The sequence below is a fragment of the Arcticibacter tournemirensis genome (genome assembly GCF_006716645.1).
GTDB classification, from domain to species: Bacteria; Bacteroidota; Bacteroidia; order Sphingobacteriales; family Sphingobacteriaceae; genus Arcticibacter; species Arcticibacter tournemirensis.
In genome coordinates this window covers 2,116,385-2,142,885 of record NZ_VFPL01000001.1, presented here as the reverse complement: position 1 = coordinate 2,142,885, position 26,501 = coordinate 2,116,385, and the positions used below count along the sequence as shown (strand labels likewise).

The following is a 26,501-nucleotide window of genomic DNA, read 5'->3' as shown; positions in this document are numbered from 1 at the left end:
GTTTACTTCTTTAAAAGTTTAAGAGAAGTCCAGTCATTTAACTGCTTTTTGGCAGTAAATACAAAAGAATATTTATCGGCTGCTTCGAGTAACACGGGGCAATCAACCTCATAAAACCCGCTTATAAACAGTTCACCTCCAGCTTTTACCGCATCTGCATAACGCTCAAACTGGTCCAGAAGTATATTGCGGTTAATATTTGCAAAAACAATATCGAACTTTTTATCCGGTATCATTTCTTTCGAGCCACAAAGAACTTCTATTCCACTAATGTTATTTAACGCAGCATTTTCAATGGTGCTCTCGTAACAAATAGGGTCGTAATCAATAGCAGTTACTGATGCTGCACCGATCTTTCGGGCCAGAATAGCCAGAATTCCCGTTCCGCATCCCATATCAAGCACCGTATTACCCTGTATATTCGCCTCCAGCATAAACTCCATCATCATAGCTGTTGTCTGGTGATGCCCTGTGCCGAAGGCCATCTTAGGATCAATAACTATTTCGTAAGGATATTCTGGATGCGGCTGATGGAAAGTTGCCCTGATATAGCACTGGTTTGAAACGGTGATAGGATCGAAATTACTTTCCCATACTTCGTTCCAGTTCTTCTGAGGTATTAATCCTTCCACGTACGAAAAGCCAAACATATCCTCAAAAGGCTCCAATAGTGCATTTAGCTGCGATTGGTTATATTTCTCTGAAGATATATAGGCATTAAACCCAAGAGGAGTTTCCTCAAAAGTATCGAAACCTGCTTCTGCAACAGCGTTGAGAAGCAGGTCACGATGAAAGTCCTCTTTCGAGTCTATTGTGAACTTTAATTCGAAATAGTCCAATGTTATTTATTGAAAACTTTTACGATATCTGTAAAATCCCTTGATTTAAGAGATGCTCCACCTATAAGCCCTCCATCAATATCAGGCTGAGAGAACAGTTCAGGAGCATTTTTCGGATTGCAGCTTCCTCCATAAAGAATAGTTGTATTCTCAGCTACAGCATCTCCATAACGGGCTTCAATTTGCTTTCTTATGTACGCGTGTACTTCCTGAGCCTGTTCTTTGCTGGCAGTAACACCCGTACCTATTGCCCATACCGGCTCATAAGCAAGAACTACTTTTGCAAAGTCCTCTGCACCAAGATGAAATACGCCTTCGGTTAATTGCCTTTTAATAACATCAAAGTGGATATTGTTATTGCGCTCTTCCAGCGTTTCACCAATACAAAAAATGGGAAGCAATCCGGTCTTAATAACAGCGTCTGTCTTCTTTGCCAGCAATTCATTCGTTTCACCAAAATACTGACGGCGTTCTGAATGCCCCAGGATCACATACTTTGCACCTACAGATTGAATCATTGAAGACGACACTTCGCCGGTGTATGCACCCGATTCTGCCTGGTGACAGTTTTGTGCGCCGATGCTGATCTTTACATTCTGATTAGCGAGCTGGGCCAGGCTATGCAGGTGAACAAAGGGGGGACAAACTACTACTTCCTGCTCTCCGCGAACTTCATCATTTACCATATTGATCACTTCAGAAAACAAACTTACACCTGATGTGTAATCCATATTCATTTTCCAGTTGCCGGCTACTATTTTTTTTCTCATCGTTTAATTGTTAAAAATTTCTATATTGTTTAGTAAGATCAAATACTTTTGCAAGGATTTGTTTTTCAGTATCATCAAATATCCTGTTTCTTCTCAGAAACACTCTTCCGATAGTTTCCATCGCCTTCTCAGGAAAGTACGTCTCCATTTTCTGCTGCCCGCCCCACGAGAAATCGGGAACAAAGTTAGGAGGAAAGCCCGCACCGAAGACATTGGCACAAACTCCAGCGACCGTACCTGTATTAAACATGGTATTGATACCACATTTAGAATGGTCAGCCATAATCAGGCCACAAAACTGCAAACCTGTATTCCGGTACTTCAGGGTGCTGTAGTCCCAGAGTTTCACTTCTTTGTAATTGTTTTTAAGATTCGAGTTATTGCTGTCTGCTCCTATATTACACCACTCCCCTATTACCGAGTTTCCCAGGTAACCTTCGTGACCTTTTGAAGAATAACCCTGAATAACCGCGTTATTGATCTCTCCTCCCACCCTGCAATAGGGCCCTATTGTTGTTTTCGGATAGATCTTAGTGCCCATTTTCACCTGCGAGTTATTGCAAAGTGCAAAAGCCCCGCGAATCATACATCCCTCCCATACTTCAGAATTTTTACCAAGATAGACAGGCCCCTGTAATGTGTTAAAGGTGCTGCATTCTGCTACGGCGCCTTCTTCGACAAAGATATTATCTCCAAGAATAGTATTCGTTGAACTAAGATTGCCCGAAGGCCGTTTACCCGAAAGGAGTTTAAAGTCTCTGCGAAGCTCTGTTTCGTTCTTCAGAAATACGTCTTCAGGATATACAATTCTGGTTAGATCGGATGTGTAATTTATCGTTTTAATACCGGCGATATTCAGATGAAAATCACGGGCATCATGCTCATTAAATTTCACTGCTATAAGTACGTCATTTTGTCTTAAAGCTTCACCTTCCCTGAGGCCACTGACAGCTTCAAGCAAAGCGTCATCAGGACAAACAGAGCCATTTATAAAAATATTCTGACTGGAGATACTTAACCTGAATTTTTCCTGCAAATAATCGGCTGTAAGATAAGCAATGTCTCCCTGAAGATATTCGGCCCACTTTTCGGCAATAGTAAGAATTCCAACCCTCAACGCTGCAACAGGACGTGTAAATGTTAAAGGTAACAAACTCTCACGTACTGAATCGTCAAATAGAATAATGGTCATTTAGGGCAAAAATAAAAAAAGTCCCGGCTGTTCACCGGGACTTTCAAAATATTTCTTATATTTTTTCTTACTTCTTAGCGTAACGGCTACGGAATTTATCGATACGTCCTGCAGTATCTACTAATTTCATTTTGCCTGTATAGAATGGATGTGAAGTATGAGAAATTTCAAGCTTCACTAATGGATATTCATTACCATCTTCCCATTTAATGGTTTCCTTGGTATCAATACAAGATTTAGTGATGAAAGAATACTCGTTAGACATATCCTTAAAAACAACTAATCTATAATTCTTTGGATGCAAATCAGCCTTCATGATCTTAACTTTTTCAGAGGCGCAAATATGCGATTAAAATTTTAATATTCAAAATCAATTTTAAAACCAGTCTTTAATATCAAATGAATACACAGTTTATTTCAGAGTGTATTGTCTGCAAAGCGTCCTGCCCCTACTAATTTTGAACTGTGCAATTATAAACAAAAGTGACCAAAATCACCCTTTCGTCATAAAAAAGCGTATCCCCTTGAAAGAAACACGATCACGTGTGATCGCCACAGTTTTTAGTTATCTTTGTATGTAGTGTTAAGTTAAAGGTAAAACGCCTTTATATTTTCGTAAAAAAGGCATTCAGGCGGTTCATACTTAATAACTTACAACTCATAACATACAACGTGATAGAGATGCTAACTCTGCCGGTTTATTTAGATTATAATGCAACTACCCCGATGGACCCATTGGTACTCGAAGCTATGATTCCCTATTTCACTAAAAAATTCGGGAATCCGGCCAGTAGAAATCATGCTTTCGGGTGGATCGCAGAAGAAGCCGTAGACCTCGCACGAGAACAGGTTTCAAAACTCATAGGTGCTTCAGATAAAGAGATCATCTTTACATCGGGCGCTACCGAAGCCGATAATCTTGCAATAAAGGGTGTATTTGAAATGTACAGGGAAAAAGGCAACCATATTGTCACCTGCGTTACAGAACACAAGGCTGTTATCGACACCTGTAAACACCTGGAGAAATTGGGGGCTGAGATTACTTATCTCGCAGTAAACAGCGACGGACTAATTGATCTAAAAGAGCTTGAAAGCGTTTTGAACGAACGCACTATCCTTGTATCTATCATGTATGCCAACAACGAGACTGGAGTTATCCAGCCAATACGCGAAATCTCCGAGCTGGTACACAGGCATGGATCTTTATTATTCACAGATGCGACGCAGGCTGTAGGGAAGATACCTGTTGACGTTAATGAAGACGGAATAGACCTGATGGCTTTTTCAGCACATAAAATGTACGGACCCAAAGGCGTTGGCGGCCTTTATGTAAGACGTAAAAACCCGAGGGTCAGGATTACAGCGCAAATGGACGGAGGAGGACACGAACGCGGACTCCGGTCGGGAACACTGAATGTCCCGGGGATCGTGGGACTGGGGAAAGCCTGTGAACTCTGTCGTACAGGAATGGAAGAAGAGGTAAGGCGTCTTTCTTATCTTAGAGATAAGCTGGAAAACTCATTATTGGAACTGGAGGAAACGTGCCTTAATGGCAACAAAGAGCAACGGCTTCCCGGCATTACCAACATTTCCTTCAGTCATGCAGAAAGCGATGGCTTAATAATGGCAATGAAGGACATTGCTGTTTCATCAGGTTCTGCCTGCACTTCGGCCTCTATCGAACCCTCGCATGTATTAAAAGGCATGGGCTTGTCTGATAGTTTGGCACACTCTTCGATACGATTTGGACTGGGAAGATTTACAAATGAAGAAGAAATAGACTTTGTGATCGAACAAACTCAAAAAGCGGTAAAACAGCTCCGGGAAGGTTCTCCTTTCTGGAAATTATTTAAAGAAGCAGGCAAGGCCGAATGGCAGGAAAACTAGCTTTTTTATTTCTTGTATCTAAAAAAACAAAACGATGATAACAATAACAGATAAAGCAAAAGCTCAGATAGATACGCTTATACAGGAGGCGGCGTATGATGCATCATACTTTCTGAGGGTTTCAGTAGAAGGGGGCGGTTGTTCGGGATTATCATACAAACTCGATTTCGACAACGCCGAAAAACCCGGAGATCAGTTCTTCGAAGACAAAGGTATCCGGATCGCGCTGGATATGAAGTCTTTTTTATACCTGGCCGGAACGGAACTGGATTTCTCTGACGGACTTAACGGAAAAGGATTCAACTTCCATAATCCCAATGCCACGCGCACCTGCGCCTGCGGAGAAAGTTTCTCGGTTTAACTATATTTTTCATAAAGCAGAAAGCCTTATTTCAGGTAAAAACAGTTTTACAGATTGAAATAAGATAGTATATTTGCGCGAAAGGGGCCTCAGCCCCTTTTTTTGTGGCATAAAATATGTATATTGTTGTTTAAACAAAGATAACCAATAGATGAATTTGAAGACCGGATTCAGCACAGTTCCTGAGTTGCTGCGTAACGTTGTGAATAACATTCACCCTGAGACAGAAACGTTCCTGATGCACAAAGAAGACGGACGCTGGAAGGAGATAAGCTTTAAGCAGACACTCGATAATGCAGATGCCATATCGGGCTATCTCCTGGAGATAGGGATAAAGAAGGGCGACCGTCTGGGATTTATAATAGAAAATTCACCTGAATACATATACTACGACCAGGCACTTCAGCAGATCGGGGCGGTAAATGTTTCCATCTACCCCACACTATCGGAACACGAAATTGAATATATCCTGAATGACGCCGGCGTAAGGACAATCCTGGTAGGAACACCATTCCTTCTTAGAAAGATAATAAAAATAGCGAACAACTGTCCTTCTCTCGAACGGATCATTCCTGCGTTTGATAATTACGAAAAGTATCTGGAGGGCATTCATCTGAACGCCGGAGTAATTGGATTTTCTGCACTCCTGGCACAAGGCAGAAAGAATCTTCCTGTTCACGAAAAGCAAATCCTTGCTTGCCGGGAAGCCGTATTACCATCAGATCTTTCAGCATTAATCTACACCTCGGGCACTACAGGCATACCGAAAGGCGCAATGCTTACGCATCATAACTTCATTGAGAACGTAAAGGCTTCCCTGGAGCAAATTCCTGTAGTTACTTCAAAAGAAGTCTTCCTGTCGTTTCTCCCTCTTTCACATGTATTTGAACGTACTGCAACCTATCATGTATGCAGCGCAAAAGGCTGTAGAATAGCTTTTTCGCAGAGTCTTGAACTCCTGGCAAAAAACATGGAGGAGATCAAGCCAACGTTTATGAACTGTGTTCCGCGTTTGCTGGAACGAATTCATGACAAGGCAGTAAAAAGTGCAACACAGGCCGGCGGCGCCAAAGCAAAGGTATTTAACTGGGCTATAGATATAGGAAGAAAATACCGCGAAATCAAAGAAGCCGGCAAAAGGCCTGGCCTCGCTATATCTATACAACAAAAAATAGCCGACAAGCTGGTCTTCAGCAAGATTAGGGAAAAGACAGGCGGCCGTTTGAAATGCCTGCTGTCGGGTGGAGCTGCGCTCCCCAAAAACGTAGGCGAATTTTTTGGAAATCTCAACATCAAAGTCCTCGAAGGATTTGGGCTGACAGAGACCTCTCCCATCATGTCGATCACCGAATTCGACCGTCAGGTATACGGTACGGTGGGTCGGATTATCCCCCGGATAGAAGTTGGCATTCAGGATGTCGAAACAGGGAAGATCTACACCGTTCAAACACATGAAAGCTTCGATCCGTCGTTCGAATCACCCGAAGGCGAAATAATAGTGCGCGGCCACTGCGTGATGAAAGGGTATTGGAACAAACCGGAAGATACAGCCCTGGCCATTGACCCGGAGGGTTGGTTTCACACAGGTGACGTAGGCCTTTTTTACAAGGGGAATCTAAAGATCACCGACAGGATAAAAAACATCCTGGTGAACTCTTACGGCAAGAATGTTTACCCTACGCCCGTCGAGAATACCTACCTCAAAAGCCAGAAGATAGAACAGATCTTCCTGATAGGCGACAAACGTGAGTATATAACAGCAATTGTAGTTCCCTCTAAAGATAGCTTGCAACATGAGTTCGGACTTCCGGAAGAGTTCTTTCAAAATCCTGAAATGTTTATCGAGGATAAAGAAATAAGAGAATGGATTGCGCAGGACATCAGGAAGCTTTCCCATGAGCTGGCGAAATTCGAACGCATCAAAAACTTTATGGTTAAACGGAATCCCTTTTCTATTGAGGCAGGCGAAATGACCCCTTCCCTTAAGGCGAAACGGAAAGTGATAGAGAAAAAATATGCACACGATATAAATAAACTATACCAGGAGGAAGAAGCAGAGGGATGAAGGGAGTTGGAAGTAGGGAGTTGAATGTTAAAAGTTCAAAGTAGAAAGTTGATTGCTGATAACTGAAAGCCAAAGCCAACTGCCGAAATCCGAAAGCTTTCGGATTTCTCCCCCAATAATTGCTACTTTTGCAAAAATTACACAACGACGATGAGTATTGGACTGTCCGAACAGGAAATTTTACGCCGCGAGGCATTACAGCAGTTAAGACAGCTCGGTATCGAGCCTTATCCTGCTGCATCATACAATGTAAACGTTACAGCAAGGGATATAAAAGAAAATTACGAACGGGATAAAACATCATATAAGAATATCAGCTTTGCCGGACGAATCATGACCCGCCGTATCATGGGAAGTGCCTCTTTCGCCGAATTGCAGGATTCTACCGGCCGTATCCAGGTTTATATAAAGCGCGATGATATCTGCCCCGGCGAGGACAAAACTTTTTATAATACGGTATTCAAGAAATTGCTCGACATAGGCGACTACGTAGGCGTTAAGGGCTTTGTTTTTACAACTCAAACAGGGGAAATCTCTGTCCATGTAACTGAACTTACGCTCCTGGCAAAATCACTCAAGCCTCTTCCCGTAGTAAAGAGAGACGAGCAGGGCAACATATTCGACGGATTTACTGACCCCGAATTAAGATACAGGCAAAGATATGTCGACCTTACCGTTAATCCTGAGCTCAAGCAGATCTTTATCAACCGCTCGAAGGTAATCAATACGATGAGGAATTACTTCGACAGCCAGGGATGGATGGAGGTGGAAACACCGATCCTTCAGCCGATACATGGCGGTGCAGCTGCGAGGCCGTTTAAAACGCATCATAATACGCTCGACATGCCCCTCTACCTGCGAATCGCTAATGAGCTATACTTGAAAAGGCTCATTGTAGCAGGCTTCGATGGCGTTTACGAATTTGGCAAGATGTTCCGCAATGAAGGGATGGACCGCACTCACAATCCTGAGTTTACCTCCATGGAAATCTATGTGGCCTATAAGGATTATATCTGGATGATGTCGATGGTTGAAGAATGTCTCGAAAAGATTGCTTTGGCTATCCATGGTACTTCAGTGGTAAAAGTTGCTGAACATCTGATTGACTTTGCCGGCCCCTACGAGAAACTATCAATGTTCGGATCCATACAAAAATATACAGGTATTGATGTTTCCCAAATGGACGAGCCGATGCTCCGCCAGGTATGCCGCGACCTCGACATTGAGGTCGATAAATCGATGGGCAAAGGCAAACTGGTGGATGAAATTTTCAGCGCAAAAGTAGAGGCCAACCTCATCCAGCCTACGTTCATTACCGATTACCCGGTAGAAATGACCCCTCTGGCCAAGAAACACCGCAGTATTGAAGGGCTGGTTGAAAGATTTGAAATATTTGTTAACGGGAAGGAAATCGGAAATGCTTATTCAGAGTTAAACGACCCGATAGACCAAAGAGGCCGCTTTGAGGACCAGTTGGCACTGGCCGACCGTGGTGATGAAGAGGCAATGGCGATGGACGAAGATTTCCTGAGAGCTCTTGAATACGGGATGCCTCCTACTTCAGGGCTCGGTTTTGGTATCGACAGGCTGGTGATGCTTATGACCAACCAGAGCACCATACAGGAGGTTCTTTTCTTCCCGCAGATGCGCCCCGAGAAACGATTGAAAGTAGCTTCAGTAGATGATTTTGTAGCGATTGGAGTCCCTGTAGAATGGGTTCCTGTTCTCCTGAAAATGGGATTCAATACAATAGAGGAGCTTAAAGCCGGCAACCCGAATAAGGTATTTAACGATCTCGGAGGAATGCGTAAAAAGCTGAAACTTGAAATAACCATGCCTTCGAAAGAGGAAGTCATGCTCTGGTTTGAATAAAAGACTTAACAAAAGCTTAAAGGCCTGTAAATATTGAATTTACAGGCCTTTTTTATTTTTGTTACCAAAACGGATTTTATGAATTTATCTAGTATCGAGATTACAGAAAAAGAATACCTTATTAAATTAAATAAGGAAGATTTCGACCTTTCTTTTATTAGTCAGCTCCTGAAAAGGATACAAGCGGAAAAGTTCTTCTCTTCAGCCAAAACAAACGAAGAAGAGGATATTATAAGCAAAGCTGCAAGGTTAGAAAGAAACACCTATTTTGATCATCTGGACGATAAATAATCACCACATCATCGATGTATCTGTCAATCTCTGCCTATCTGGGCCTGAACCCTCGGGTTTGAACCACTGTCTTATCCAGCTGGCTCATTTGTCCTTGCATCATCTTTATCTGCTCTGCCAGTAGCTTATTCTTGTCGGCCTTCTTTGCCTCCTGAAGGTACATCGTAGCTTCCCTCTTATTTCGCTTTGCCATGGCAATTCCTGCCAGGCTTAACTTTGCAAGAGCTATATTATGATCCATGGTCATTCCTAATGAAAGAGCTTTCTTAAAGTACTTTTCCGATTGCATAGGTGCCTTGCGAGACTCTATAAGACCAATAAGAAGATGATAGTATCCGTGTTGAGCCTTCAACAGCTCTGTTTCGTAATTCTTAATGCTTTTAAGCCAGCTTTCCGCTTTATCCATGTTTTCTTTTCTAAGATAATACTGCGCAATCAGCATCTTCTCGTTAAAGAAAAATGTTACAACTACGATAATAGCCAGCAGCAATACAAGTATACCCCAGCCCCAGTGTCCAAAAATCATTAACGCAACAGAACACCCGAGTAAAGCAAAAGCTATTATTAACCTTAAAAAGTTCGGCATATTTTTATTTCTTTGTTAAGTGGATGCAAATATCCGCTTATTTAGCCGCTTAAACAAAAAATATAGCATTATGCCTGTTCAAATAGAAGAATCATGGAAAGCCGCCCTTGAAGGAGAATTTCAAAAGGACTACATGAAAGATCTTAAAGCCTTTCTTCTCAGGGAAAAACAGGAAGGAAAGACCGTTTTCCCCCCGGGGAATATGATATTTAACGCGTTCAATCATACACCGTTTCAGAAGGTAAAAGCCGTGATCCTGGGGCAGGACCCCTACCATGGTCAGGGACAGGCCCACGGACTTGCTTTCTCAGTGCAAAAAGGAGTAACAGTTCCTCCCTCCTTACGAAGCATTTATAAAGAGTTAAAGAACGACATCGAAGGATTTACCATTCCCAATCACGGAGAGCTAACTAAATGGGCCGACGAAGGAGTGCTACTGCTAAACGCTACCCTTACCGTCCGAAAAGGAGAACCAGCCTCACACCATAACAAGGGCTGGGAAAAGTTCACCGACCAGGCAATCATTGAACTGTCTGAAAAGAAAAAGGGAATTATTTTTCTGCTCTGGGGGAAAAATGCTCAGGCAAAAATGCCTCTAATCGACGCGAATAAACATTTCATCCTGAAAGCAGCCCACCCCTCACCCTACTCTGCAGAGCATGGCTTCTTCGGTTGCCGTCATTTCTCCAAAACAAACCAGTTGCTGAAAGAACAGGGACTTGAACCGATAGACTGGCAAATTTAGACAATTGACAGGGGACAGTGGACAGTTGATAATGCAGAATTGAAAATGATATCGCATAATTGAATTTATGCACGGTTGTTTTGCTGCGAAACTAATTAAATTAGACACACTGTCAATTGCCCATTCTCAATTGTCAATTGTCAATTGTCAACTCTCCATTGTCAATTGTCCATTGTCAATTGCCTTAGTATTCCAGCGGGATCACCGGCTCTTTCTTGCTTGTTGAAAGGATCATCATGGTTTGGAAAGTTTTTACCACTCTGATCTTGCTGATCTTTTCCATGATCAGTTTCTCGTAGGCCTTAATATCCTTTACGTAAATTTTCAGGACGAAATCGCAGAGCCCGGTCACATGATGACACTCTGTAATCTCTTTAATTTTCTTTACCTCGTCAACAAAAGTCTGAATAGTATTGTTCTGATGGAAGTCGAGCTGAATTTGAATAAACGACTTGATTCCCAGCCCGAGTTCCTCTTCATCTACTATTGCATGATAACTTTTAATTACACCAAGGTTTTCGAGCTTCCTTACCCGTTCGAGGGTAGGGGCTGGCGACAGACCTATTTCAGTGGAAAGCTGCAGATTTGTAATACGTCCGTTCTGCTGCAACGTTTTAAGAATTTGAAGATCAATTTTGTCTGGTTGGTAGGGCATCGTTTACAATTATTCTGCAATTTAAAACAATTTGCAAATATTTTTATATTTAGATTACTCTAAATTAAATATTAGATTTGCAAAACAGACACATAATATCTTTATGGGAGATTCTTTAGGAGAAGTACATTCTACAGTAAAGACCTCTGGGAAAACCGGTTGGCGTAAGTTGATGGCATTTATCGGTCCCGCTTACCTCGTAAGTGTTGGATATATGGACCCGGGGAATTGGGCCACGGACATAGCCGGAGGAAGTCAATTCGGATACAAGCTGATCTGGGTATTGTTAATGTCGAACCTGATTGCCCTTTTACTGCAATCCTTAAGTGCCCGTTTAGGTATTGTAAGGGGGCTTGATCTGGCGCAGGCCTCCAGAAACGGTTACGCCAAATGGGCTAATTACCCACTCTTTGCCCTCGCCCAGATTGCAATCATCGCATGCGACCTGGCAGAGATAATCGGAATGGCGATCGGACTGCAACTGTTGTTCCATTTGCCCCTCATCTGGGGGATATCCATAACTATTCTCGACACCTTCCTGCTGCTGTTTCTGTTGAACAAAGGAATGCGGGCAATGGAAAGCTTCATCGTATCGATGGTGTTCATTGTAGGACTTTCCTTTCTTATTGAAATGTTTATAGTTGAGCCCGTGTTCTCAGAGGTAGTAAAGGGGTTTGAACCCTCCATCCTTAGTGGCAATGCTCTTTATATCGCAATAGGTATCATCGGAGCTACAGTCATGCCCCACAATCTCTACCTTCACTCTTCACTGGTTCAGACCCGTAAAATAGAACGAACACCGCAAGGCATTCGCGAATCTCTCAAGTATAACCTGATTGATACCGGCGTAGCATTAAACCTTGCTTTTTTTGTAAATGCGTCCATCCTTATACTTTCGGCTACCGCATTCTTTAAAAACGGTTATCACGAAGTGGCCCAAATACAGGATGCCCATAAATTGCTCGATAATATATTTGGTTCTCTGTCTCCTGCCCTATTTGCCATTGCGCTGATTGCAGCCGGACAAAGTTCAACAGTAACCGGTACTCTTGCAGGCCAGATAATAATGGAAGGACATTTAAATCTTCGTATTCAACCATGGCTGCGCAGGCTACTTACCCGCATGCTGGCTATCATCCCGGCTTTCTTTACCATTTTATATTTTGGAGAGGAGGCCCTGGGCGAGCTGCTCGTATTAAGCCAGGTAATCCTAAGTCTGCAGCTTGGCTTTGCCGTTATCCCTCTTATTCATTTTAACTCCGACAAAAAACTGATGGGGGAATTCGCCATAAAACTATGGGTGAAGATCCTGGCATGGCTTAGCGCGTTGATTATTGTTGTTCTTAACATAAAACTCGTATTCGAAGAGGTTACAGGGTGGATAAACACTTCTGAAAATAACTGGTGGGTGTTTGTCTTTGTATTACCTGTTATACTTGGCGTCCTCCTTCTGCTTTTCTATGTATCCCTTCACCCTATTATAAGTAAGGTAAGGGCTGAGATATTTACAGCACCTCATGGCCAGGCCATGGACATACAGGATATTGAGGGCGTTATTTATTCAAGTATCGGCATTCCAGTCGACTTTTCCAGTCATGATAAAAACACTATCCGCAACGCTTTAATCCAGGGAGGAAAAGAAGCTCACTATTATCTCATCCATATTGTAGAAACTGCCGGAGCAACTTACCATGGGGAGAAGGTGATGGACTTCGAGACGAAAAGTGATTTTGAAAACTTACAGAAATATCAGGCAAATCTCAAGAACCTGGGTTATGAAGCCTCAGTCTTAATTGGTTACGGCCGCTCAGCAAAGGCCATTGCCCGCCTCGCCAAAATCAATAATATGGATCTCCTTGTAATGGGAGCACATGGACATAAAGGACTTAAAGACATTATCTTCGGCAGCACGCTCGATTCTGTACGGCATAGAGTAAAGATCCCGGTATTGATTGTTAGATAAAGAGTATGAACTTAGCGCTGGTTCTTCCCCAGGAAAGACAGGAGCTGTTTATTACTAACCTCTTTATTGATATCAATATATCCGGGATAGCTCACTTTTTCATTGCCGATAGTAAAAGAAGGTTTGATCATCAGTGTTATTATGGTCTTCATCTCCTCTTCTGACGAAAGAAAAGCAGTAACGGCCTTCTGATATTCAGGATTGGAAAGTATCGGATAAAGCTCTGAATCTATTTTAAGCGCAACATCTGCCGTGCCTCCTTCAGGAGCTATTACAATCTTTCTGTTATAAGACCCGCTTGTCAATTCCACTCCTTTTAACACAATTTTATAATCAAACTCGTTAATTCCGGCTTCGTCCTTTCCCGGGTTCTCTATTTTCATCCGGAGCACGGCCTTTAACGGCAATGTTTGCTGCATGAACGCAAATGCGACGGCCGGGGCGCCTGAAAGGTCAAATCCCTTTTTCCTGATTAAACGCGAGATGTCGGTATTTGCAAGATAAACACTATCGGCCGATACAATGGAGTACGTACAGCCTTCCAGCGCTTCCAGCCGTTTCACCTGGCTGTCAATACCACATGAGTGCAGCAGAATAAGGGCCGGAAAAAGAAAGAGAAGTTTTTTAATATACTGCATCGCTTTAAGGGGGTATAATGATATAAGTGAATAAACCCTTATTTGTTCAACCAACCAAATCAATTGGTTTCCGGGCTGCGCCCGAAGCTCTTGAAAGCCTGAATTCTGAAGGTGTTTGACCTGTAATCCGCTTAAACTGAGAGGACAAATGCTGAACGCTGCTGTAACCAAGCCTGTAGGATATCTCGCTCAGGTTAAGTTCATCATAAAAGAGAAGCTCCTTTGCCTTTTCAATCTTCTGCCGGATAACATACTGCTCAAACGTTATTCCCTCGACAGAAGAAAACAAGCTGCTCAACGAGCTGTAATCCTGGTGCATTTCATCAGCCACTAAAGCCGACCAGTTAACCTTCGTATTCAGTTCTTCAGTATGGTGAATTCTCCTGATCACTATATTCTTCATTTTCTCGATCAAGCGCATTCTGGAATCGTCAAGCAGTTCAAAGCCCAGCTCCTGCAATCTCCCCGACAATAATGCACTTTTCTGTTCGTCAAGGCTGTCTTCTTGTATTTGCGCATAGCCGAGATCCACTTTCAGAGGATGAAATCCCAATTTCACAAGTTCACTCTCTACAACGAGAATACAACGCGCACAAACCATGTTCTTTATATACAACTCAGTCATTGGCACAAAGGTACTTTAATAAGACAAAATCGTCCTTTCTATATTTCATTGTCAATTAAAAATAATATCGTATTTTGGCTTCATAAATTTCACCATGTCGCGCATAACTGCCCTTATCACTCTGATACTCTTAATAACGGCGAAACTTGCATTTTCTGATACTTTCATTGTAACGAACAAAGCCGACAGCGGCCCGGGAACATTACGGCAGGCTTTACTGGATGCAGCTTCCAACGGCATAGCCAGCACCGACCGGATAGAGTTTAATCTGCCGGGCAGTACCATTAACGACCGCACGATACGGCTTAGAAGTCAGCTGCCTATGGTAAGCTCGAAAGTAATTATCGACGGAAGCACCCAGCCATCTGACGTTTTCGGTGTATCGGGAGCGAAAGTTATTATAGAAAGGGAGTTTAACAACGTTTACTATTCAGGCCTGGTTATATCAACAGATATCTATAAAGAAACTGTATCAGACGTGGAAATTTACGGACTGTATATCAGAAACTTCGCGAACATCACTTCACTCTCAAATATAAACACATCTCAGGGATCAGGAATTATCGTCGAATATAACGCCCAAAATGTAACGATTGGGGCACCGGGAAAAGGCAACGTGATATGCGGAAATATTAACGGAATTGCCATCAATGGATCCCGTTATTACAACGGCACTAACGATGTCAATTCATCCGGAAAGATAGTTATTCAATCCAACCTTATAGGCTTACTTGATAACGGAACAACCGCAAACACAAACTACATCGGGGTTTCGGTCAACCTTTTCGAACGCGAGCTCAATATCGGTGGCGACAATACCGGCGAACAAAACGTAATCAGCGCTAATGCTACAGATATACTAATTGACAGATCCAGTTATTATAACAGTAAACGAGCGGTAGTCAATATCATCAACAACAAGATAGGAACGGACTGGAATGGAACTAAGGATTTCAAAGGTCTGCCTCTCTTTTCCCAGTCGGCCAGTGTAGATATGTATGGAATCAGGGCATCGAGCAGCCTCACGGATTTGAACATTATGAAGAATATTATCTCGGGGCATTTAACCTGCGGGATCTCTATATCATATGCGGATTTTCTCATTACAGCAAATCATATTGGAACAGATGTAAATGGCACAACAGACCTTGGTAACACGGTTGGAATCCGCATCGAATCCGGGGCACAGGGAAGAATAGGGCGCTCAGCCGATGAAGACAAGAATTACATAGGCTATAACCGCTATGGCATTGACGTGCTTTCTGAAAAACCGACAACCATTTCGCGTAACAGCATTTTTTGCAATACGCAATTTGGCATTGGCAAGGCAACAAGGACGCAGCAGACCTATGTACAGGTTCTGAAAATAAATTCTGACCACATCTCGGGTAAGGCAACACCCAATGCAGAAGTCGAGTTATTTTATTCTGACAATTGTCCCGGAAGCTGCCAGGGCAAGACTTACTTTTTCACAACCGCTGCCGACAACAGTGGTCGCTGGGAATACAATGGCAATCTGACGGGGCACGTAGTTGCTACAGCAACGTTACCATCCTATGTCACCTCTATGTTTTCCACAGCCGGACTTCAGGAAAATGAGGCGAAAGTGGAACCGGTAACCTGTAAGGGACTGGGAAGTATAACTATCTCAGAGCCAAGGGAAGGCATTGGTTTTAAGTGGTACCGGCTCGAAGAAAATGGTACATCCGTGTTTATCGGCAGTACACAATCTGTTAGTGGCCTTGATGTGGCAACTTACGAAGTGAATATTGACGATGGCTGTAAAACTGTTTTACATACATTCTATATTACAGACCAGAAGCTGACGAAACCGGAAATCACCCCCCCGGTGCCGGCATGCGGACAAACGTCGTTCCAATTCTATGCTACAACCCTGCGTGGTAAAGGCAACATATCCTACCGCTGGGTTAATTCGGGCGGACAAACTGTAGGATACGGGCAATATGTCTCGCTGCCCCAGGGCACTTACTCTGTAGAAGTAACAGATGAGGCCGGATGTTTATCAAAATCCGATCCCGTCACTATAGTACGTAAACCTCAGCCTGTCATAAATATATCTGCTATGGTGTCTACAGCCGCCGCTTGTGGAAAGCCCAACGGTTCAATTAAAGGAATTACTACTTCAGATATTACAGGGAATGTTAAATATCAGTGGTACGTATACGACGCGTACCACGGTAAAACTGGCGACGCGGTGACCGGGCAAACAAATGTGGACCTCACAAATGTAGAAGGCGGCTACTATCAGCTTCAGGTTTCTGACCAGGGCGGCTGTCCTCCGGTATATAGCAGTCCGCTGTATATCAACATCTATAACTCGGTGATCGTAAATATTGGCTCAATCAAGGGTACAACCTGCGGTAAGAAAAATGGATCTGTAACAGGCATCACCATACTGGAAGGAAATCATTATAAATTATATAACGCACTAAACGTACTCGTTAAGGAAGAGGATTATTTAGGCGTCCCCATTAATTTCTCTGGTCTTTCCGCCGGGAGCTATATAATGATTGGCGAAAGCACCATCTCAGGTTGCACATCCAACCCTACTCCATTCACAGTATATGAGATAGCTCCGGAGAATTATACTTTTTCGGCTTCTGTTCAACCTACCACCTGCGGACTTTCTAACGGAAGCATAACCCTTACTTATAATGTAACCTCAGCACGTCCTGCCAGATACGAATGGACAGACGCGGGCGGCCAGTTATTAATTACCGGAACGCAAACACAGATTAAGGAACTCGGACCCGGTGAATATACATACACGGCATATGATGCAAACGACTGTCCGAGGACCTATGTGTACACCATTGCAAGAACCGAAATTCTGAAGATCGACGCATCTGCAGTAAAACCGCCAGTCAATGACTACTGTGGGCTAAAAAGAGGTTCGATAACCGGACTAAAAGCCACAGGAGGTATACCCGGATACATATATTCATGGATCGATGAAAATAACAAAGAGGCGGGAACAAGCCTGGATCTTCTCAACATCGGTGAAGGAAAATACCGTCTTGTTTTAAAAGATCAAACCAGTTGCGGCGTGGACACTAGTGATGAATATACCGTAGTTGACCAGTCAAGACCAATGGCAGATCCATTAGCAGCAGATGTTCGTGTTTGCTACACCACCGAAATCACAATACCGGTTTCGAATGTCGAAGAAGGCACCTACCAGTTGTACAAAAAAACATCTGATCCATCTCCATTCAAAGAAAACACAACCGGCATCTTCACTTTTCTAGCGTCCGGCTCATCCGATTATTATGTCCGGCGAGTCCTTGGACATTGTATTAGCAATTTCACAAAGATCCATGTCGAAGTTACCAACGACAACCTGCATATCACCAACACGATGACCCCCAATGGAGACGGCGTCAATGACATTTGGTCCCTTACAGGTTTACCTGATTACCCCGATATCAAAATCCAGCTATACACAAGAGATGGACAGCTCGTATACGAATGCATTGGCCCCTATATAAATCCCTTCGACGGTCACTTCAGGGGAGCCGAACTACCCGCTGGCGTTTACTATTATAAGATTGATCTCCGGGGCGATTGTAAACCCCTCAGCGGAAGTCTCACGCTTTTAAGGTAATGGACAATGACTAAAATTGTCTCTGCGAGCAGTTTACTTTGTAACGGTTATTCAACAAAAGGCCGAGCACGATTTCGTGCGAACCATTGTTAACATGCTTGAGAGGCGAAGTCGTAAAGTCATACGAGTAACTAAGATTGATAAGGTAGCCAACATTGAACCCAGCCATAAGAGAGTAAGAATCGTTATTCCTGAAACCGCTACCCATCCAAAGTTTATCTTTATAAGCAAGCTTTAAGTTAGCGTCTATGGCCGCAGGAGAGTTTAATGCGTAACTCAGTAAACCCGAAGGGATAACAGCTAGATCTTCTCCTACGAAGAACTTATACCCCACTGTCCCGTAAAAGGAAGGTTGCTGGTATTGTTCTACGGTACGCTGCCCATCCACCGTTTTCCAGTGCTTGCCCACCAGCTGTTTTCCGGACGCCCCCAGGAAAAACCTTGGGGTATAAAGCCAGATACCAAGGCCAACATCCGGCCTTATCCTGTTGTTATAGTCGGCAGCAAAAAGAACATCGTCTTTTTCACCTACAACACCTTCCACGTCAATTCCGATAGAAGAAAAACCACCGGAAACGCCGACGGAAAGGTTAAGGACTTCCGAAAGCCCGAGGTGATAAGCATAGGTGGCATTTACCGATGTTTGCCGGATCCTCCCTGCTTTATCAGTTATTGCATGGAAGCCTACACCATGATGCGGTTCAGCCGACATAAAACTGTTGACATATTGCCGGCTCATCGGATTCTCACCTTCGGCGGGAAAAGTATTAACAGAGCTTCTTATGAAATCTTCCCCGAAAGGAGCATTCAGCGATACATAATACGTTTCAGGAGCTCCCTCCAGTCCCTGCCACTGATTACGGAAACCCATCTTTACATCTATATAATTGTCTATGCCGGAAAGAGCTGGATTGAGTAAATAATTGTTAAAGATGTATTGCGTTGATCGTGGTTGTCCCTGTCCATAAACAAGTACGCTTATGAAAGAAAAAAACACGAGGCCCAGGCATGATTTCATACAGTATTAAACACCGAAATTTAGAACTCAATATTAGTATAATTTCTTCAATAAAGGAAAACTTATCGGCGGAAAATCAGGGCACCGCATTTAAAGAGTGTCGAGAGAGAAATTCCCCTTTCCAGGCTTCGCCTGGAAGGACACTTTTTGAGATCATCCAGTTGAAAAAGAGGAAGAAATGATTTAGATTCATTTAACACTGCTTGTAGTATAACACGAGAACAGTTCGGAGTGAGAGCACAGTAAGTGCAGGGTGAGTGCACGGTGAGTGCACCTTTTACCGGGAAAGGGTGCACTCACCGTGCACTCACTGTGCTCTCACCGTGCACTCATCCCGAAGAGTTCCAGAATAGTGGTCGAAGCAGGAGCGCACTATTCTTCCATTATATGATACATTTCCCGGCTGCTTTATAGAAAAGTCTTCATCGACTTTGAGCATATTCTTCGTTTATGCCCATTGTTTTAAACATCGACTCTACCACATAGATCAGCCGGATATTTTCCGCGAGATGCCCGTGCTGAACTTCAATATTAAAATAAGGAATTTTATTCACCTGAGCATAAACTGATAGTGAGCCATCTGCAGGCCCGGTCTGGCTTTGAAGAACAACATTTACATTTTGCTGTTTCAGGAAATTAAAAAAGGCAGGGTCTGTTACTAACACGAGGTCGTCAGGATCCATCGCTGGATTAATGTATACGCTATCCGCAGTGCCATGCAAGTAATTCCCTTCGAGATAGGATTCGATGCTGAATTTCCCGTCCGAATTATTATGAAGCGTAATGATATAGCCGGAGGTATCAGGATTATATACTTTAAGAGCTAATCTTGCAAGATCGCGCGCTTTTTGAACAGCGAGGGAGTCCTCTCTGCCCTTACTGTGTCTCTTCAGGCTCAAATAAGCTCCCACGTCATTAAAGATTTGATTGGGATCAAAAGATAATAAAGAACGCCTGCTGCCAAACGTTATATTTCTCGTATTCCCATACTTTAGCTCTGTTAAGCTCCCTCCGCGATTTCTACAAAAAGCATGAGCAGCCCTGACACCTGTATTTTCGTTATCGTGGAGTATTAAAAAATTGAGATTTGCCTTTTTATAATTCGACTTAAGTATATCAACTGTTTTGTTGGGAAAAACAAAAGAAACCGATTCCAAAAACTCAGGAACGCTATCCTGTTGTGAATGAACGATACCAGGACATAAACATATAAACGCGATCATTAACCGGGCTGACTTCATCATAGCTGTTCACTCAATTTTGATTCTTTTCCACCAATCAGGATTAAGATCCTGGGCAGGGGTTTTCTTCACAGGTCTAACTAATAAATAGATGTATTTATTCTGGAGTCCGGAAACTCCGATCCTAAAATAGTGATTTTTTGCTAAAATGGTCCTTTTGCTTCCATATTGCCTTACTCACACCATCCTTTTATTTAGTGCAGGTTGTCTACGGGATTCCTTCATCCCGTATCTTATTTAACAAATTTTAACATAAATTTTTTCCCTCATATTTAGCTAAAAGCTATTTGTCTTTTTAAGTTTGCCCCAGCCAAATAAAAGATTCATGGAAGAATTAGTAAATAGTAATTCATCGTACTCAACAGATATCAGGGCTCTGAACGAAATGATTCAGAGAGAAAGCGCATTTATCGACCTTTTAATGATGGAGATGGATAAAGTTATTATCGGTCAGAAGTATATGGTGGAGCGACTGATGATAGGACTTCTGGCAGATGGCCATATCCTTTTAGAAGGTGTGCCGGGGCTTGCAAAAACACTTGCCATCAACACGTTGGCCAAGGCAGTACAGGCAGACTTTAGCAGAATACAGTTCACACCCGACCTATTGCCGGCCGATCTCGTGGGGACAATGATATACAATCAGAAAAAAGATGAATTTATCGTCAGGAAAGGACCCATTTTCTCTAATTTCATCCTGGCCGACGAGATAAACAGGGCGCCGGCTAAGGTACAGAGTGCTTTACTTGAATCGATGCAGGAAAGACAGGTAACTATCGGCGACCAGACCTTCCCTCTACCCTCCCCTTTCCTGGTACTGGCCACTCAGAATCCAATAGAGCAGGAAGGAACCTACCCTCTTCCGGAAGCACAGACAGACCGCTTTATGCTGAAGATCGTTATTGGCTACCCCAATAAGGACGAGGAAAAACGGATCATGCGTGCGAATATTAGTCCGCAGGGAATGTTAAAACCCAATGCAATCATTCGTCCTGAAGAGATCATTAAAGCGCGGAAAGTAGTGAGAGAGGTGTATATGGACGAAAAGATTGAGCAATATATTATCGATATCGTGTTTGCGACAAGATTTCCCGACCAATATAAATTGCCCGACTACAAGAATCTGATTAGTTATGGTGCGTCTCCCCGTGCAAGTATCAGTCTCGCTTTGGCAGCAAAGGCCCTCGCTTTCATTAAAAGAAGAGGCTATGTGATCCCCGAGGATGTACGTGCCGTTTGTCACGATGTTCTGCGTCATCGCATCGGGCTGAGCTATGAAGCAGAGGCAGAAAACATCACTACAGAGGATATAATTACAGGCATCCTGAATGTAGTAGAAGTACCTTGAGAGTTGAGAGTGGAAAGTTGAAAGTGGAAAGGTTAAAGCTAAAAGGTAAAGTGGAGAGCCGAAAGGTAAAAGGTAAAAGCTGAAGGCTCAAGGCTGAAATCTAAAGACTGATGGCTAATAGCCAAAAGACAGCTAAATATGGCAAAGGACACTAAAGATCTGCTGAATAAAGTAAGGAAAATTGAAATCAAGACCCGGGGGCTAAGTACCAACCTCCTGTCCGGAGAATACCAGTCCGCTTTTAAAGGGCGGGGAATGGCCTTTAGTGAGGTTAGGGAATATGAACCTGGAGATGAAATACGGACGATTGACTGGAACGTCACAGCCCGTTTTAACCATCCCTACGTAAAGGTATTTAACGAAGAACGGGAGCTTTCGGTGATGCTTCTTATGGATGTGAGCCGATCTGAAGTCTTCGGCACCATTAAACAGCAAAAGCAGGACCTGGCCACGGAGCTTTGTGCGGTACTTGCTTTTTCGGCTATCCAGAATAATGACAAAGTGGGGGTGATCTTTTTCAGTGATAAGATCGAGAAATTTATCCCGCCTAAAAAGGGAAGAAGCCATATCCTGATGATCATCAGAGAACTGCTGGCCTTTACACCTGAAAGTAAAGGAACTGATGTTGCCGAAGCCTTAAGATACTTCACCAGCGTCATCAGAAAAAGATGTACGGCTTTTGTCATCTCTGATTTCATCAGTCCTTCATTCGAGCAGGCGCTGAAGATTGCCAATAAAAAACACGACGTTATTGCCCTCCGGCTTTACGACAAGCATGAAGATGAGTTTCCCGATATGGGACTCATCCCGGTACAAGACGCTGAAACCGGGGAATTTCACTGGATTAATACGGGAGATAAGAGAGTCAGGGACGCTTTTAAAGCTGAAAGTCTCCGAAGGAATGCCGCCTTGTCCGACCAGTTCAGAAAGTCGGGTGTTGATTTTACAAGTATCGGGACACACGAATCGTATATTAAACATCTAATTACACTGTTTAAAAAACGGGAAGGCCGCAGATGAAGAAGAAAATTTATTTGAACTACAGCCTTTTTTTTGCGCTGCTTTTATTGTTATTTTCACAAACTGCCTGGTCGCAGGACGTGAAGGTAGACGCCAGGCTCGACAACGTGTCTATCCCTCTCGGAGGGCAGACATTATTACACCTGAGCATTCAATTCCCGGCTAAGGACAGCGTGAAATTTCCCGCTCTGAAGGACACTATCAATGCAAAAGTTCAGATCGTTGAAAGCAAAACAGACACCGCCTTCAATAAAGACGACGTTAGCATTGAAACAATTACCCGCCATATACGGATTACATCCTTTGAGCCGGGTACATACACCATCCCCTCTTTTATATTCACCACCAGCAAAGGCAGCTTTGCTACGAAAGAACTGACGCTCCAGGTACTTTCGGTTGATGTAGATACGACCAAAGCCTTTTATGATATTAAACAACCCTTAACGGTATCCTATACCTTAATGGACTGGATCAAAGATAACTGGATGCTGATTGCCGGAATTCTGCTGTTCATCGCAGCCGCAGTGGCCGTTTTCTATTATCTAAAGAAACGGCCAAAGAAGGCGAAAGAAGTGAAGGAGGTAAAAGCAGCAGTTCCTGAACATGAGCTTGCCTTGCAAAAGCTTCAGGCTTTACGTTATAAAAAGTTGTGGCAGCAGGAACAGGTGAAATTATACCACAGTGAACTGAGCGACATCGTGAGGGAGTATCTCGAAAAGCGGTACCTGATAAAAGCGCTTGAGCAAACAAGCGGTGAAATCCTGTCGAGCCTGAGGTCGGCTGAAATACAGGAGAACGACAGAGCAATGCTTCGTCAGATCCTCACCCTGGCCGACCTGGTAAAGTTTGCAAAGGAAAGGCCATTGCCGGCCGACAATGAACGCAGCATGGAGAATGCGGTCAGCTTTGTGGAAAACACTAAAAAAACGCAGCAAACGACGGTAAATAAAGAAGATAACAGCAGCAATGGACTTACTTAAAGGAATAGAATTTGCCAATCCGGGATTCTTCTGGTTACTGATCAGTATACCATTGATCGTTGGCTGGTATATTTGGAAAGAAAAAGAACTGCAGGGCAATCTTACAGTAGCTACCCTTCAGGGATTCCCGGTCCCCTCCAACAGCTTCTTACCACGCCTGCGGCACTCCGGCATTGTGCTGAGGTCATTATCGCTTGTGGCCCTCATTATTGCTCTGGCGCGGCCCCAGTCGTCATTGAGCTGGCAAAATACCACAACCGAAGGCATTGACATTATTATCGCTTCGGATATTTCGGGAAGTATGCTTGCGGAAGACTTCAAACCAAACCGTTTGCAAGCGGGAAAGAATATAGCAATTGATTTTATCAAAGCACGGCCCGACGATCGCATCGGCCTGGTGGTATTCAGCGGCGAAAGCTTTACTCAATGCCCGCTAACAATTGATCATGATGTACTGATCAATATGTTTAACGGCATACAGAATGGTATGATCGAAGACGGCACAGCCATCGGAATGGGATTAGCCACCGCCGTGAACCGGCTTAAAGACAGTGAAGCAAAAAGTAAAGTGGTCATCCTGCTTACTGACGGATCGAACAATGCGGGGTCCATTCCTCCGCTTACAGCAGCCGAAATTGCAAAGCACTTTAATGTCAGGGTATATACTGTAGGAGTTGGTACCAACGGATACGCCCCCTACCCTGTCCCCTCGCCTTATGGCGGAATTACCTATCAGCGCATGCCCGTGCAGATCGACGAGGCCACCCTTGGCAAAATCGCCTCTACAACCGGCGGAAAATATTTCAGGGCTACCAACAACGAAAAACTGAAGGCGATATACGAGCAGATTGACAAGATGGAGAAAGCCAGAATAGATGTTACCCAATACCGCAAAAAAACAGAAGTATTCTGGCCGTTTGCTTTGGCTGCCCTGTTTTTTCTTTTGCTTGAGTTTGTTTTAAGGAACACTGTATTTAAAGGAGCTTTAACTTAGAAGATGCTACGTTTTGAACATATAGAATTTTTATGGGGACTGGCCCTTGTCCCTGTTCTGATAATTCTTTTTTTCAGGGTAAGCCGCTGGAAAAAGAAAGCAAGGGCCAGGCTGGGCGATCCGGACGTTATAAAGCAGATAATGCCGGAAGTGTCGTTCTCAAAACCCTGGTTGAAATTTGTGATTTTTACACTGGCATACACTATGCTTGTCATAGGCCTGGCTAATCCGCAGATAGGCTCGAAAATGGAAGAAGTAAAGCGAAAGGGAGCCGATCTGATGATCCTTCTCGACGTATCGAACAGTATGCTGGCCCAGGACCTTGCACCCGACCGCCTCGAGAATGCTAAAAGAGCTATAGCCCAGTTAATCGATAATCTTCATGACGATCGCATCGGGATGATCGTTTTTGCCGGGCAAGCTTATGTTCAGTTGCCCATTACGAGCGACTATTCGGCTGCCAGATTATTCCTGAACACCATCAATACAGGCATGGTTCCAACACAGGGAACCGCTATAGGCGAAGCTATTGCAATGGGAATGAGATCTTTCGATTTTAAAGATGGCATGAGCAAAGCAATGATCGTCATGACCGACGGCGAAAACCATGAAGACGATGCCGTTGCGGCCGCCGCCGCTTCGAGAGAGAAAGATGTAGCCATACACGTTATCGGTTTGGGTTCAGCAGAAGGTGCTCCGGTTCCATTATACAAAAACGGCAAAGTAGCCGGCTTTCATACCGATAGTGCCGGTCACACCGTAGTAAGCAAATTAAATGAAGACATGTGCCGTCAAATAGCGGCCGCTGGCGGCGGAGCATACGTGAGGGCAACAAACGGGAATAGTGGTCTCAATATCGTCATGGACGAAATTGGCAAAATGCAGAGGAAAGAATACGGCAGCAAGTCGTTTAAGGACTTTGAAGACCGCTTCCAGGTTTTCCTCACCATTGCATTTTTCCTGATACTAATTGAGTTTTTTATCTACAACCGCAAGAACAGAAGATTAAGCAGGTTAAAATTATTTGAAGTAAAAAAGCCATGAAGCGATCGATCTTAGTTATGTTATGGATGTTGCAGGCTTCCTTTATTTTTGGCCAGAAAGCAAAAAAATACATCGTCAAAGGAAATGAGTTATACCAGCAGCAAAACTATAAAGAGGCCGAAACGAACTACAGAAAATCGGTTGATCCGAAGGCGCATTCCATAGAAGGGACTTTTAACCTTGGAGACGCTCTTTATAAGCAAAAGAAGTTCACAGAAGCGGGTGAACAGTTCAGCAAAATAGCTGCATCGGCGACAGATAAGCAGGTTTTATCACATGCTTACCATAATCTTGGTAACTCATTGCTTTCTTCAAAAAAGATAGAGGAGAGTATTGAAGCCTATAAAAAAGCACTCCTAAATAATCCTAAAGATGATCAGACCCGGTACAATCTTGCTTATGCCAGGGAGCTTTTGAAGCAACAGCAACAAAACAAACAGAACCAGAACAAACAGAATAAGCAGAACCAGAATAATAAAGATCAGGACAAAAAGGATCAACAGAATAAAGACCAAAACAAAAAGGATCAGGATAAGAAGGATCAGGACAAACAAAATCAGGACAAGAAAGATCAGCAAAAAGAGCAGCAGCCCAACCCTAACCAGCTATCAAAAGAAGATGCCGAGCGCATGCTCGAAGCATTGAACAATCAGGAGCAAGGGACACAGGATAAGCTGAAAAACAAAAAGCTGGGAGGCGGAAAAGTCCGCATTACAAAAGACTGGTAGCTCTGTAATTATTT

General features: G+C 43.4%; 24 protein-coding genes. 14 read left to right on the top strand and 10 right to left on the bottom strand.

The features are described 5' to 3' along the window. Nucleotides 1-2: 2 nt before the first annotated feature. The 4 genes from prmA to BDE36_RS09035 form a co-directional block, all read right to left on the bottom strand. Nucleotides 3-839, bottom strand: a complete 837-nt coding sequence (gene prmA / locus BDE36_RS09050; protein WP_141814609.1) for a 50S ribosomal protein L11 methyltransferase — start codon at nucleotides 837-839, stop codon at nucleotides 3-5. Nucleotides 840-841: 2 nt separating this feature from the next. Next, entirely contained in the window at nucleotides 842-1,609 is a 768-nt protein-coding gene (gene tpiA / locus BDE36_RS09045; protein ID WP_128771176.1) for a triose-phosphate isomerase, read from the bottom strand. 10 nt (nucleotides 1,610-1,619) lie between these two features. Beyond that, on the bottom strand, nucleotides 1,620-2,801 hold the full coding sequence (locus tag BDE36_RS09040; protein WP_141814608.1) for a putative sugar nucleotidyl transferase: 1,182 nt from the start codon (nucleotides 2,799-2,801) through the stop codon (nucleotides 1,620-1,622). 67 nt (nucleotides 2,802-2,868) lie between these two features. After that, a complete protein-coding gene (locus tag BDE36_RS09035; RefSeq protein ID WP_128771174.1) occupies nucleotides 2,869-3,117 on the bottom strand; it encodes a type B 50S ribosomal protein L31 in 249 nt (82 codons plus the stop codon). 365 nt (nucleotides 3,118-3,482) lie between these two features. On the opposite strand from BDE36_RS09035, the gene BDE36_RS09030 reads away from it, so the two are divergent. From BDE36_RS09030 to BDE36_RS09010, 5 genes are all read left to right on the top strand, one after another. Continuing rightward, the gene (locus BDE36_RS09030; RefSeq protein WP_141814607.1) at nucleotides 3,483-4,688 is read left to right on the top strand and encodes an IscS subfamily cysteine desulfurase; all 1,206 of its coding nucleotides are present in this window, start codon (nucleotides 3,483-3,485) and stop codon (nucleotides 4,686-4,688) included. A 34-nt stretch (nucleotides 4,689-4,722) separates the two neighbouring features. Beyond that, a complete protein-coding gene (locus tag BDE36_RS09025; RefSeq protein ID WP_128771173.1) occupies nucleotides 4,723-5,049 on the top strand; it encodes a HesB/IscA family protein in 327 nt (108 codons plus the stop codon). 151 nt (nucleotides 5,050-5,200) lie between these two features. Then, nucleotides 5,201-7,114 carry an AMP-dependent synthetase/ligase gene (locus tag BDE36_RS09020; RefSeq protein ID WP_141814606.1) on the top strand — a complete coding sequence of 638 codons (1,914 nt, stop codon included), beginning with the start codon at nucleotides 5,201-5,203 and terminating at the stop codon, nucleotides 7,112-7,114. Nucleotides 7,115-7,264: 150 nt separating this feature from the next. Then, nucleotides 7,265-8,986: a lysine--tRNA ligase gene (gene lysS, locus BDE36_RS09015; protein ID WP_141814605.1), complete on the top strand. Its 1,722-nt coding sequence runs from the start codon at nucleotides 7,265-7,267 to the stop codon at nucleotides 8,984-8,986. A gap of 78 nt (nucleotides 8,987-9,064) precedes the next feature. Beyond that, nucleotides 9,065-9,277, top strand: coding sequence for a hypothetical protein (locus BDE36_RS09010; RefSeq protein WP_141814604.1), 213 nt, complete (start codon nucleotides 9,065-9,067; stop codon nucleotides 9,275-9,277). Between the two features lie 34 nt (nucleotides 9,278-9,311). Here the strand turns inward: BDE36_RS09010 and BDE36_RS09005 are convergent, their stop codons facing one another. Next, the gene (locus BDE36_RS09005) at nucleotides 9,312-9,863 is read right to left on the bottom strand and encodes a DUF2892 domain-containing protein (RefSeq protein ID WP_128771169.1); all 552 of its coding nucleotides are present in this window, start codon (nucleotides 9,861-9,863) and stop codon (nucleotides 9,312-9,314) included. 70 nt (nucleotides 9,864-9,933) lie between these two features. Between BDE36_RS09005 and ung the strand changes: the two genes are divergently transcribed. After that, nucleotides 9,934-10,608: a uracil-DNA glycosylase gene (ung, locus tag BDE36_RS09000; RefSeq protein WP_141814603.1), complete on the top strand. Its 675-nt coding sequence runs from the start codon at nucleotides 9,934-9,936 to the stop codon at nucleotides 10,606-10,608. 184 nt (nucleotides 10,609-10,792) lie between these two features. Here ung and BDE36_RS08995 read toward each other — a convergent pair whose 3' ends face one another. Further along, the gene (locus BDE36_RS08995; protein ID WP_128771167.1) at nucleotides 10,793-11,263 is read right to left on the bottom strand and encodes an Lrp/AsnC family transcriptional regulator; all 471 of its coding nucleotides are present in this window, start codon (nucleotides 11,261-11,263) and stop codon (nucleotides 10,793-10,795) included. A 103-nt stretch (nucleotides 11,264-11,366) separates the two neighbouring features. Between BDE36_RS08995 and BDE36_RS08990 the strand changes: the two genes are divergently transcribed. Then, nucleotides 11,367-13,226: an Nramp family divalent metal transporter gene (locus BDE36_RS08990; protein WP_141814602.1), complete on the top strand. Its 1,860-nt coding sequence runs from the start codon at nucleotides 11,367-11,369 to the stop codon at nucleotides 13,224-13,226. Between the two features lie 11 nt (nucleotides 13,227-13,237). On the opposite strand, the gene BDE36_RS08985 is transcribed toward BDE36_RS08990, so the two are convergent. Beyond that, nucleotides 13,238-13,864 carry a hypothetical protein gene (locus tag BDE36_RS08985; protein WP_141814601.1) on the bottom strand — a complete coding sequence of 209 codons (627 nt, stop codon included), beginning with the start codon at nucleotides 13,862-13,864 and terminating at the stop codon, nucleotides 13,238-13,240. Between the two features lie 46 nt (nucleotides 13,865-13,910). After that, the gene (locus tag BDE36_RS08980; protein ID WP_141814600.1) at nucleotides 13,911-14,489 is read right to left on the bottom strand and encodes a helix-turn-helix domain-containing protein; all 579 of its coding nucleotides are present in this window, start codon (nucleotides 14,487-14,489) and stop codon (nucleotides 13,911-13,913) included. 94 nt (nucleotides 14,490-14,583) lie between these two features. Between BDE36_RS08980 and BDE36_RS08975 the strand changes: the two genes are divergently transcribed. Next, the gene (locus BDE36_RS08975) at nucleotides 14,584-18,114 is read left to right on the top strand and encodes a T9SS type B sorting domain-containing protein (RefSeq protein ID WP_141814599.1); all 3,531 of its coding nucleotides are present in this window, start codon (nucleotides 14,584-14,586) and stop codon (nucleotides 18,112-18,114) included. A 10-nt stretch (nucleotides 18,115-18,124) separates the two neighbouring features. Here the strand turns inward: BDE36_RS08975 and BDE36_RS08970 are convergent, their stop codons facing one another. Together BDE36_RS08970 and BDE36_RS08965 are read right to left on the bottom strand one after the other, a co-directional pair. Then, nucleotides 18,125-19,132: a PorP/SprF family type IX secretion system membrane protein gene (locus BDE36_RS08970; RefSeq protein ID WP_141814598.1), complete on the bottom strand. Its 1,008-nt coding sequence runs from the start codon at nucleotides 19,130-19,132 to the stop codon at nucleotides 18,125-18,127. Nucleotides 19,133-19,554: 422 nt separating this feature from the next. Beyond that, nucleotides 19,555-20,376 carry a hypothetical protein gene (locus BDE36_RS08965; protein WP_141814597.1) on the bottom strand — a complete coding sequence of 274 codons (822 nt, stop codon included), beginning with the start codon at nucleotides 20,374-20,376 and terminating at the stop codon, nucleotides 19,555-19,557. A 322-nt stretch (nucleotides 20,377-20,698) separates the two neighbouring features. On the opposite strand from BDE36_RS08965, the gene BDE36_RS08960 reads away from it, so the two are divergent. From BDE36_RS08960 to BDE36_RS08935, 6 genes are all read left to right on the top strand, one after another. Next, entirely contained in the window at nucleotides 20,699-21,721 is a 1,023-nt protein-coding gene (locus BDE36_RS08960; protein ID WP_141814596.1) for an AAA family ATPase, read from the top strand. Between the two features lie 138 nt (nucleotides 21,722-21,859). Then, on the top strand, nucleotides 21,860-22,741 hold the full coding sequence (locus BDE36_RS08955; RefSeq protein ID WP_141814595.1) for a DUF58 domain-containing protein: 882 nt from the start codon (nucleotides 21,860-21,862) through the stop codon (nucleotides 22,739-22,741). Beyond that, complete coding sequence (locus BDE36_RS08950; RefSeq protein ID WP_141814594.1) at nucleotides 22,738-23,721, top strand: hypothetical protein; 984 nt, start codon at nucleotides 22,738-22,740, stop codon at nucleotides 23,719-23,721. Before BDE36_RS08955 ends, BDE36_RS08950 begins: the two co-directional genes overlap by 4 nt. Continuing rightward, a complete protein-coding gene (locus BDE36_RS08945) occupies nucleotides 23,708-24,715 on the top strand; it encodes a vWA domain-containing protein (protein ID WP_202618174.1) in 1,008 nt (335 codons plus the stop codon). Before BDE36_RS08950 ends, BDE36_RS08945 begins: the two co-directional genes overlap by 14 nt. 3 nt (nucleotides 24,716-24,718) lie before the next feature. Continuing rightward, nucleotides 24,719-25,759, top strand: coding sequence for a vWA domain-containing protein (locus BDE36_RS08940; protein WP_141814593.1), 1,041 nt, complete (start codon nucleotides 24,719-24,721; stop codon nucleotides 25,757-25,759). Then, a complete protein-coding gene (locus tag BDE36_RS08935; protein WP_141814592.1) occupies nucleotides 25,756-26,487 on the top strand; it encodes a tetratricopeptide repeat protein in 732 nt (243 codons plus the stop codon). The genes BDE36_RS08940 and BDE36_RS08935 overlap by 4 nt, the downstream gene beginning before the upstream one ends. Nucleotides 26,488-26,501 lie beyond the last annotated feature (14 nt).